7 protein-coding genes and 1 pseudogene are annotated in these 6698 nt (G+C 73.4%); 6 read left to right on the top strand and 2 right to left on the bottom strand.

The window, feature by feature from the left end:
• From AB0O00_RS26000 to AB0O00_RS25985, 4 genes are all read left to right on the top strand, one after another.
• On the top strand, nucleotides 1–575 hold a 575-nt coding region (locus AB0O00_RS26000), incomplete at its 5' end, for a 3-oxoacyl-[acyl-carrier-protein] synthase III C-terminal domain-containing protein (protein ID WP_363655638.1).
• Nucleotides 572–2584: an HAD-IIIC family phosphatase gene (locus AB0O00_RS25995; protein ID WP_363655637.1), complete on the top strand. Its 2013-nt coding sequence runs from the start codon at nucleotides 572–574 to the stop codon at nucleotides 2582–2584. The genes AB0O00_RS26000 and AB0O00_RS25995, both read left to right, overlap by 4 nt.
• 44 nt (nucleotides 2585–2628) lie before the next feature.
• Complete coding sequence (locus AB0O00_RS25990) at nucleotides 2629–2826, top strand: hypothetical protein (RefSeq protein ID WP_363655635.1); 198 nt, start codon at nucleotides 2629–2631, stop codon at nucleotides 2824–2826.
• Nucleotides 2823–3674 carry a 4'-phosphopantetheinyl transferase superfamily protein gene (locus tag AB0O00_RS25985; RefSeq protein ID WP_363655634.1) on the top strand — a complete coding sequence of 284 codons (852 nt, stop codon included), beginning with the start codon at nucleotides 2823–2825 and terminating at the stop codon, nucleotides 3672–3674. Before AB0O00_RS25990 ends, AB0O00_RS25985 begins: the two co-directional genes overlap by 4 nt.
• Before the next feature lie 14 nt (nucleotides 3675–3688).
• On the opposite strand, the gene AB0O00_RS25980 is transcribed toward AB0O00_RS25985, so the two are convergent.
• Nucleotides 3689–4732, bottom strand: coding sequence for a hypothetical protein (locus tag AB0O00_RS25980; protein ID WP_363655632.1), 1044 nt, complete (start codon nucleotides 4730–4732; stop codon nucleotides 3689–3691).
• 267 nt (nucleotides 4733–4999) lie between these two features.
• Here AB0O00_RS25980 and AB0O00_RS25975 point away from each other — a divergent pair, with 267 nt between their 5' ends.
• Nucleotides 5000–5125 (top strand): hypothetical protein, encoded by a 126-nt coding sequence (locus tag AB0O00_RS25975; RefSeq protein ID WP_363655630.1) that lies wholly within the window; start codon nucleotides 5000–5002, stop codon nucleotides 5123–5125.
• A gap of 167 nt (nucleotides 5126–5292) precedes the next feature.
• Here the strand turns inward: AB0O00_RS25975 and AB0O00_RS25970 are convergent, their stop codons facing one another.
• Entirely contained in the window at nucleotides 5293–5979 is a 687-nt protein-coding gene (locus tag AB0O00_RS25970) for a 4'-phosphopantetheinyl transferase superfamily protein (RefSeq protein WP_363655628.1), read from the bottom strand.
• 498 nt (nucleotides 5980–6477) lie between these two features.
• Between AB0O00_RS25970 and AB0O00_RS25965 the strand changes: the two are divergent.
• Nucleotides 6478–6698: pseudogene (locus tag AB0O00_RS25965) on the top strand (hypothetical protein); the annotation flags it as partial.

Below are 6698 nucleotides of genomic sequence, written 5' to 3'. Positions count from 1 at the left end.
ACCTGGACCTGCGCACCGACGCGGCCCGCATCCCGGCCGACGAACTGGTCAACTACGTGCTCTTCGGCGACGGCGCCGGCGCGGCCGTGCTCACCGCCGAACCGCTCGCCGAGGCCGTCGCCGTGCGCGGCGTGCTGCACCGCCTGGTCGGCCGCGGCCGCCCGGCCGGCCAGCGGATCGACTGGTACGGCGTCACCGACCGCGACAGCGAACGGCCCATGCTCCGCGAGGACTACAAGGCCATCGAGGAGGGCGTCCCCGCGCTGGCCGGCGAGATCCTCTGGGAGCTGCTCGACCGGCTCGACTGGCGCCCCGCGGACGTCGACTACCTGCTGCCGCCCCAGCTCTCCGGCCGGATGACGGAACGCATCGTCAAGCAGCTGGCCCTCGACGGACCCCGCGAGGTCTCCTGCGTGACGCGGACCGGCAACACCGGCAACGCCCTGCCCTTCCTCCAGCTCGAACAGCTCCTGGAGGAGATGGCGGACGGCGAGCGCGCGCTGGTGCTGGCCGTCGAGTCCAGCAAGTGGATCAAGACGGGACTCGGCCTGGAGCGCGTCGGAGGTGCCGGATGACGGCCCTCGACCGCCTGCGCGAACTGCGCGCCCAGGGCCGGCTGGAGCGCGAGTACGCGGCCGTAGCCGGACTGCTCGCCGACGAGGAGCTCGCCGCCGACCCCGACGCGCTGCGCCGGGCCGCCCGGCTGCTCGCCCGCCTCGACCCGGACGCCGTGACCGCCGCGAGCCCCGGCACGCCGAGCGTCACGGTGGCGATCACCGGCCAGTCCACCGTCGCCGGGCTGGTCGACCCGCTGACCGTCGAACTCGCCCGGCACGGCCTGCTGCTGCGCCCGCTGCTCGGCGACCACGGCGCGTACCGCTACGACCTCGGCGACCCGGGCGGCCGCTTCCACGGCGCCGGCGCCGACCTCGCCCTGTGCCTGCTCGACCCGGAGACCGTCTTCGCCCGGCTGCCCGCCGTGTGGCGGCCCGCCGACGTCGAGCGGGCCGGCGCGGAGGTGCTCGCCGAACTCGCCGAACTCGCCGCGCCGGCCGGCGGTCGGGTGGGCCCGCTCGTGCTCAACACCGTCCCGCTGACCCGCCGCCACACCCACCAGCTGATCGACCGGCACGCCCGGACCCGGCTCGCGCTGGTCTGGCGGGAGTTCAACAGCGGCCTGCTGCGGCTGGCCGAGGAGCGCCCGGGCGTCCAGGTCGTCGACCTCGACCCGCTGGTCGCCGAGACCGGCCCGGTGCACGACCCCCGGCTCGCCGCCTACGCCCAGGCCCACTACACCGAGCCGCTGCTGGCCGCCTACGCCCGCGAGGTGGCCCACCTCGCCCGCGCCGTCCGCGGACTGGCCCGCAAGTGCCTCGTCCTCGACCTCGACCAGACCCTGTGGGACGGCGTCCTCGGCGACGACGGACCCGAGGGCGTCGCCGCCGCCGGGACGCTGCGCGGCGAGGCCTTCGGCGCCTTCCAGCGCGTCGTCAAGCAACTGGGCTCGCAGGGCGTGCTGCTCGCCGTGAGCAGCAAGAACGACCCGGACCGGGTGGCCGCCGTGCTGCGCGACCACCCGGACCTGGTGCTGCGCCCCGACGACTTCGTCCGGGTGCGGGCGAACTGGGAGCCCAAGGACGGCAACCTGCTGGAGATCGCCGCCGGCCTCGGCATCGCGCCCGGCGCCCTGGTGTTCGCCGACGACTCGCCCGCCGAGCGCGCCCGGGTGCGCCACGGCGCCCCCGAGGTCGCGCTGGTGCCGCTGGACGACGAGCCCGCGCTGCACGTCACCCGGCTGCTCGCCGACGGGTGGTTCGACTGCCTGCGGCTCACCGCCGAGGACGAGGACCGCACCCGCCAGTACCGGCTCGACGCCGAGCGCGCGCGGCTGCGCGAACGGGCCGGCGGGGAGGCGGACTTCCTGCGCGAGCTGCGGGTGGGCGTCGAGCTCGCCCCGGCCGCGCCGCACGAGCTCGAACGGTTCGCCCAGCTGACCCAGCGCACCAACCAGTTCAACCTGACCGGTCTGCGGCTCACCGCCGCCCAGCTCGCCCTGCGCGCCGCCGACCCGAGGTCCCTGGTGCTCGCCGCCCGCACCTCCGACCGCTTCGGCCCCAACGGCCTGACCGGCGCGGTGCTCGGGCGCTGGGACGACGACGGGCTGCACCTGGAGAACGTCTGGCTCAGCTGCCGGGTCTTCTCCCGGGGCGTCGAACAGGCGTGCCTGGCGGCGGTGCTGGCCCTGGCCGGAGAGCGCGGCGCGCGGGCCGTCCACGCGTGGTACCGGGCGACCCCGAAGAACGGCCGGACCCGCGGGTTCTACCCCGCGCTCGGCTTCGCGACCGTGGCGGAACACCCCGACCGGGTGCATTTCCGGCACGACCTGGACGGACTGCCGGTGATCCCGGACCACATTGTCATGATCGGACCCAAGGATTCCGGGACCGCGCAGGTGGCCGGGGTGGCGGGGACTTCGAGGCCTTCGAGCTCTTCGAGGTCTTCGGCGAATTCGCCGGACGGATCCGTCGTATCGGATGTTTACGAATTCTTGGTGGAGCGGGAAGAAATGCGGGGGACGAGGTGAGTCCGGTGGGTTTCGACGCCTTTATGGATCTGCTCAGGGAGGAATTGGATCTCGAGCCGGCGGGGCTGGGGCCCGACAGCGGGCTGGAGGCCGTTCCCGGCTGGGACTCCGTCCTGCTGCTCCAGCTGGTCACCGTGCTGGAGCGCCGGCAGCAGCCGCCGAAGCGGAACCTCCCGATCCGCGACCTGATCGAGGCCCGCACCCTGGGCCGACTCCACGAACTCGCCACGGAGGTTCGATGACCGCCCCCGGAGACTCCGCGCTCGGCCCGCCGCTCGGCGCCCCGATCCGGGTGGGCGGCGGCCCCGACCCGGCCTGGGACGAGGCCGGCCGCCGGCTCCGGGAGGACGGCACCGCCCTCGTCCACGCCGAACTGGCCGAACTCCTGCCCGGGATGCCGAAGGACGACGAGCTGCGCCGGGTGCTCGGCCGGGACTGGAGCCGCTACCTGGAGCTCGCCCACGCCGACGTCCGGGCCCGCTACGCGGCGTCCCGGGTGATGCTCAAGACCGCCGCCAGCAAGGTCCTCGGCGGCGACCCGGCCGCCCTGGAGCTCGCGTACGGGCCCACCGGCCGCCCGTACCTGCGCGGCTACGACCAGATCGACATCAGCCTCAGCCACACCGAGGGCCTGCTGCTGGTCGGCCTCACCCGGCGCGGCCTGATCGGCGTCGACGCCGAACGCGCCGACCGGCCGCTGTACGGCAACGGGCTCGGCCGCACGGTCTGCACGCCGTTCGAGCTCGTCTCGCTGGCCTCCCTGCCCGAGGCCGAGCGGGACGCCGGGCTGGTGCGGCTGTGGACCCTCAAGGAGGCCTACAGCAAGGCGATCGGGCAGGGCATGCAGTTCCGCTTCACCGACTTCGGCTTCGGCCCGGACGGCAAGCCGGTGCGGGTGCAGCGGCCCGACGGCACCACCGGCACCGGCGACGAGTGGGCGTTCCGCACGTTCACCCTGGACAGCGGCTACTGCGTGAGCGCCGCCGTCTACGACGCCGGTTTCGGCGGCACCGCCGACACCGTCATCACCACCATGCTCGACCCGGACTGGGTGGACGCCATCAACGACGCCCTGGAGAACGGCGGGTGACGACGGCCCGGCCGTCAGCCGGGACCGAGCGCGGCCGGCCGGTCCAGGTCGAGCAGCTGCGACGCCGCCACGTTGTAGCCCGCCTGGAACCGGCTGGTCGCCTGGAGGTCCTCGGTGATCTCCGCGATGTGGCGCCGGCACGTGCGCACCGACATGCCGAGCCGGCGCGCCACCATCTCGTCCTTGTAGCCCTGCACCATCAGCCGCACGATCGCCGACTTCAGGTCGTCGTTGACGGCCGGCGCCTTGGTGGACTCGGCGGTGAACGGGCTGCCGTTGTTCCACATGTACTCGAAGACCGAGCACAGGAAGGTCACCAGGACGGGCTCGCGCACGATTGCGGCCCCGGGCGTCGCGTCGGGGCCGCCGGAGCGCTCGGGCAGGAACACCACCTCGCGGTCGTAGATGAACATCCGGTCGATCAGCTCGTCGCAGGTGCGGAACTCCCCGCCCAGGTCGACGATGTCGCGGACGTAGGCGCGGGTGGGCAGGTCGCTGCGGGCGGTGTGCTGGTAGATCGTGCGCATCTGCACGCCGCGGGAGAGCATCGAGGTCGCCGAGTCCCGCGCGGCGCTCAGGAGGTTCGACGGCCGCGGGCCGCCGGGCTGGACCATGAGCACCTCGCTGCGGCACCGCTCGCGTTGCTCGTCGATCATCGACTGGACCAGGTCGGCGTCGCTGACGATGTCGAAGGCCTCCAGGCTGTTGCGCTCCCGGCGGCCCTCGAAGTAGGTCGGCAGCAGCGAGATCAGCGTCGAGCGCACGCTGGTGACGGCCTGTTGGAGCTCGCGGATCTGCCGCTCGGCGTCGCCGACCAGGTCGGCCGCCGCCACGTCGGGGCCGATCGGCACCAGGACGTCGCGCCGCCCCGGCATCGGCTGGAGCAGCCGCAGGTTCCGCAGGACCGTTTCGGCGCGCTCGACCTCCCGGGGCGCCAGCCCCAGGTGTTCGGCGATGACCTCGCGGTCGAACCTCCCGAGGCGCACGGCCTGGCCGTAGGCGGCGGCGCTGGCATCGTCCAGCTCCGAGAAATGTGAAACCGAATCGCGTTCCGCCATCCCGGCGGCTCACCCCCCGTTAACCGACCACACATGCTGTTTCCGGCCCACCGCACTTGTTGCCATGCAACAGTACGCCAGCGGCGACACCTTGGTTATCCGTCGTACCGGCCAGCAATATTGCTCCTGCCTCCGGAAGCGGTCGGAACCGGCCGGGGGAGTTGGTTGAATGCCGGATTAATTTGAGTCTCGGGGGAGACGACAATGCGATTCAATGTCCGCTATGTGCGTTGTGCAGCCGGTATGTTCGTGGCGGCCCTCGCCTGCATGGGAGTCCTTCTCGGCACCGGGAACGCGGCGGGCGTCCACCGCCCGGTGGGCGTCGTCGCCGGCACCGTGTCCACCCCGGCCCCCACGCCCCACGCCACGCCCGAAGACGACCGCTGGAACTGACGGGATGGACCTCATGTCCTCTGACGACCGCTGGTCCTGACGGTAAGTGAGCCCGACGGACCAACCATGATGGCAACTCCCATCCGACGCCGGCCGGTCATGCGGACCGGCCCGCGTCACGGAAGACCCGCCGCACCCGGCACGGGCGGGCGGGTCCAGCGCCAGGCTCAGCCCCTCACGAGAACCACGTGGGGGGCTGCCCGCCGTACGGGGGCGGGCACGGTCAGCGCGATGGACGACAGCAGGATCTCCTCGTCCGCGTACCAGCGGCCGGACAGGACCTGCGGGCACAGCTCGGTGCCCGGGTCCACCAGCAGCCGGGCCCGGAAGGTGCCCTCCTCCGGGTCGACGGTGATCCGGGCCTCCTCGAAGTCCAGCTCCCGGCCGGTCAGCGGGTACCACGTCTTGAAGACCGCCTCCTTCATGGAGAACAGCAGGCGGTCCCAGGCCACTTGGCCACCCGTGCGCAGCAGGTCGCGCACCCAGGCCTGCTCGGACGGCAGTGCGATCGACTCCAGCAGGCCCTGCGGCAGCGGGTCGTTGCGCTCGGCGTCGATGCCGATCGAGTGCACGTCGGTCTTCCAGGCCACCGCGGCGGCCCGGTAGCCGCGGCAGTGGGTCATGCTGCCGACCAGGCGCTCGTCCCAGCCCGGCGCGCCGCGGCGGCTCGGCACGATCGGCGCGGGCGCGAGGCCCAGCCGGCCCATCGCCCGGCGGGCGCACCAGCGGACGGTGGTGAACTCGGCGCGGCGCTGACGCACCGCGTTGGCGACATGCGCCTCCTCCTCGGGGAACAGCTCGACCTCGACCAGGTCCTGTCTGGACTCCTCGGCGGAGACGCACGTGGGCAGCATGGTGGAAAGCATCGCGATCCCGATCTCGTTCGGCGGCCGCTGCGGCGGGTCTTCCGGCCGCTGCGGTGGACTGCTTCCACGCTCGCCCGGCACCGGCCCCCCGCGCCCCTCTCGCGGCCCCCGGCCGGCCCGACCGGTCGCCGCAACCGCCCCGCGACGGCGGGGTCCTGCCATCGCCGGCCGTGGCAGGCCGCCCACCAGCCCGCCGTCTGCCGGTGCGGGCGGGCGGACTTGCCATCCGCTTGCCATCGGCCCGCGGTCGTCGGGCCGTCGTCGTCAGCCCGTTGTCGTCAGCCCGTTGTCGCCGGCCCGTTGTCGTCGGGCATGGCAAGCCCATGGCTGACCTCCCGGCCGGGGCCATGCCCCCTGACCGGATACTGCCGCCCGGGGGGGAAACCCCGCCGCGGATCGCACCGGACCGAACTCCCGGACACGGCAAGGGAATCCGGACCGGTGAAAGCTCGTCGTGAGGAAGCCCGCCGAGGAGGGGACGCCATCATGACGACGCAATCGACCGCGCAAAAGACCGCCGGGCCCGGCGAAATCCGGGACCGGCTGATGCAGCGCGTCGAAACCCGGCTGGGGGGGATCCTCACCCAGGAGCACGACCGCCGCGTCACCACCGACCGCCGCGCCGCCGCTCTGGTCAGCGACCTCGGCGCCCTCGTCAGGGTCGGCTACCGCCTCCGCGCCGCGCTCTGCGTCGCCGGCTACCTCGC

The organism is Kitasatospora sp. NPDC093558 (genome assembly GCF_040683475.1).
Classification (GTDB): domain Bacteria; phylum Actinomycetota; class Actinomycetes; order Streptomycetales; family Streptomycetaceae; genus Kitasatospora.
The sequence above is the reverse complement of the archived record's forward strand: the minus strand, read 5'-3'. Positions and strand labels throughout refer to the sequence as shown.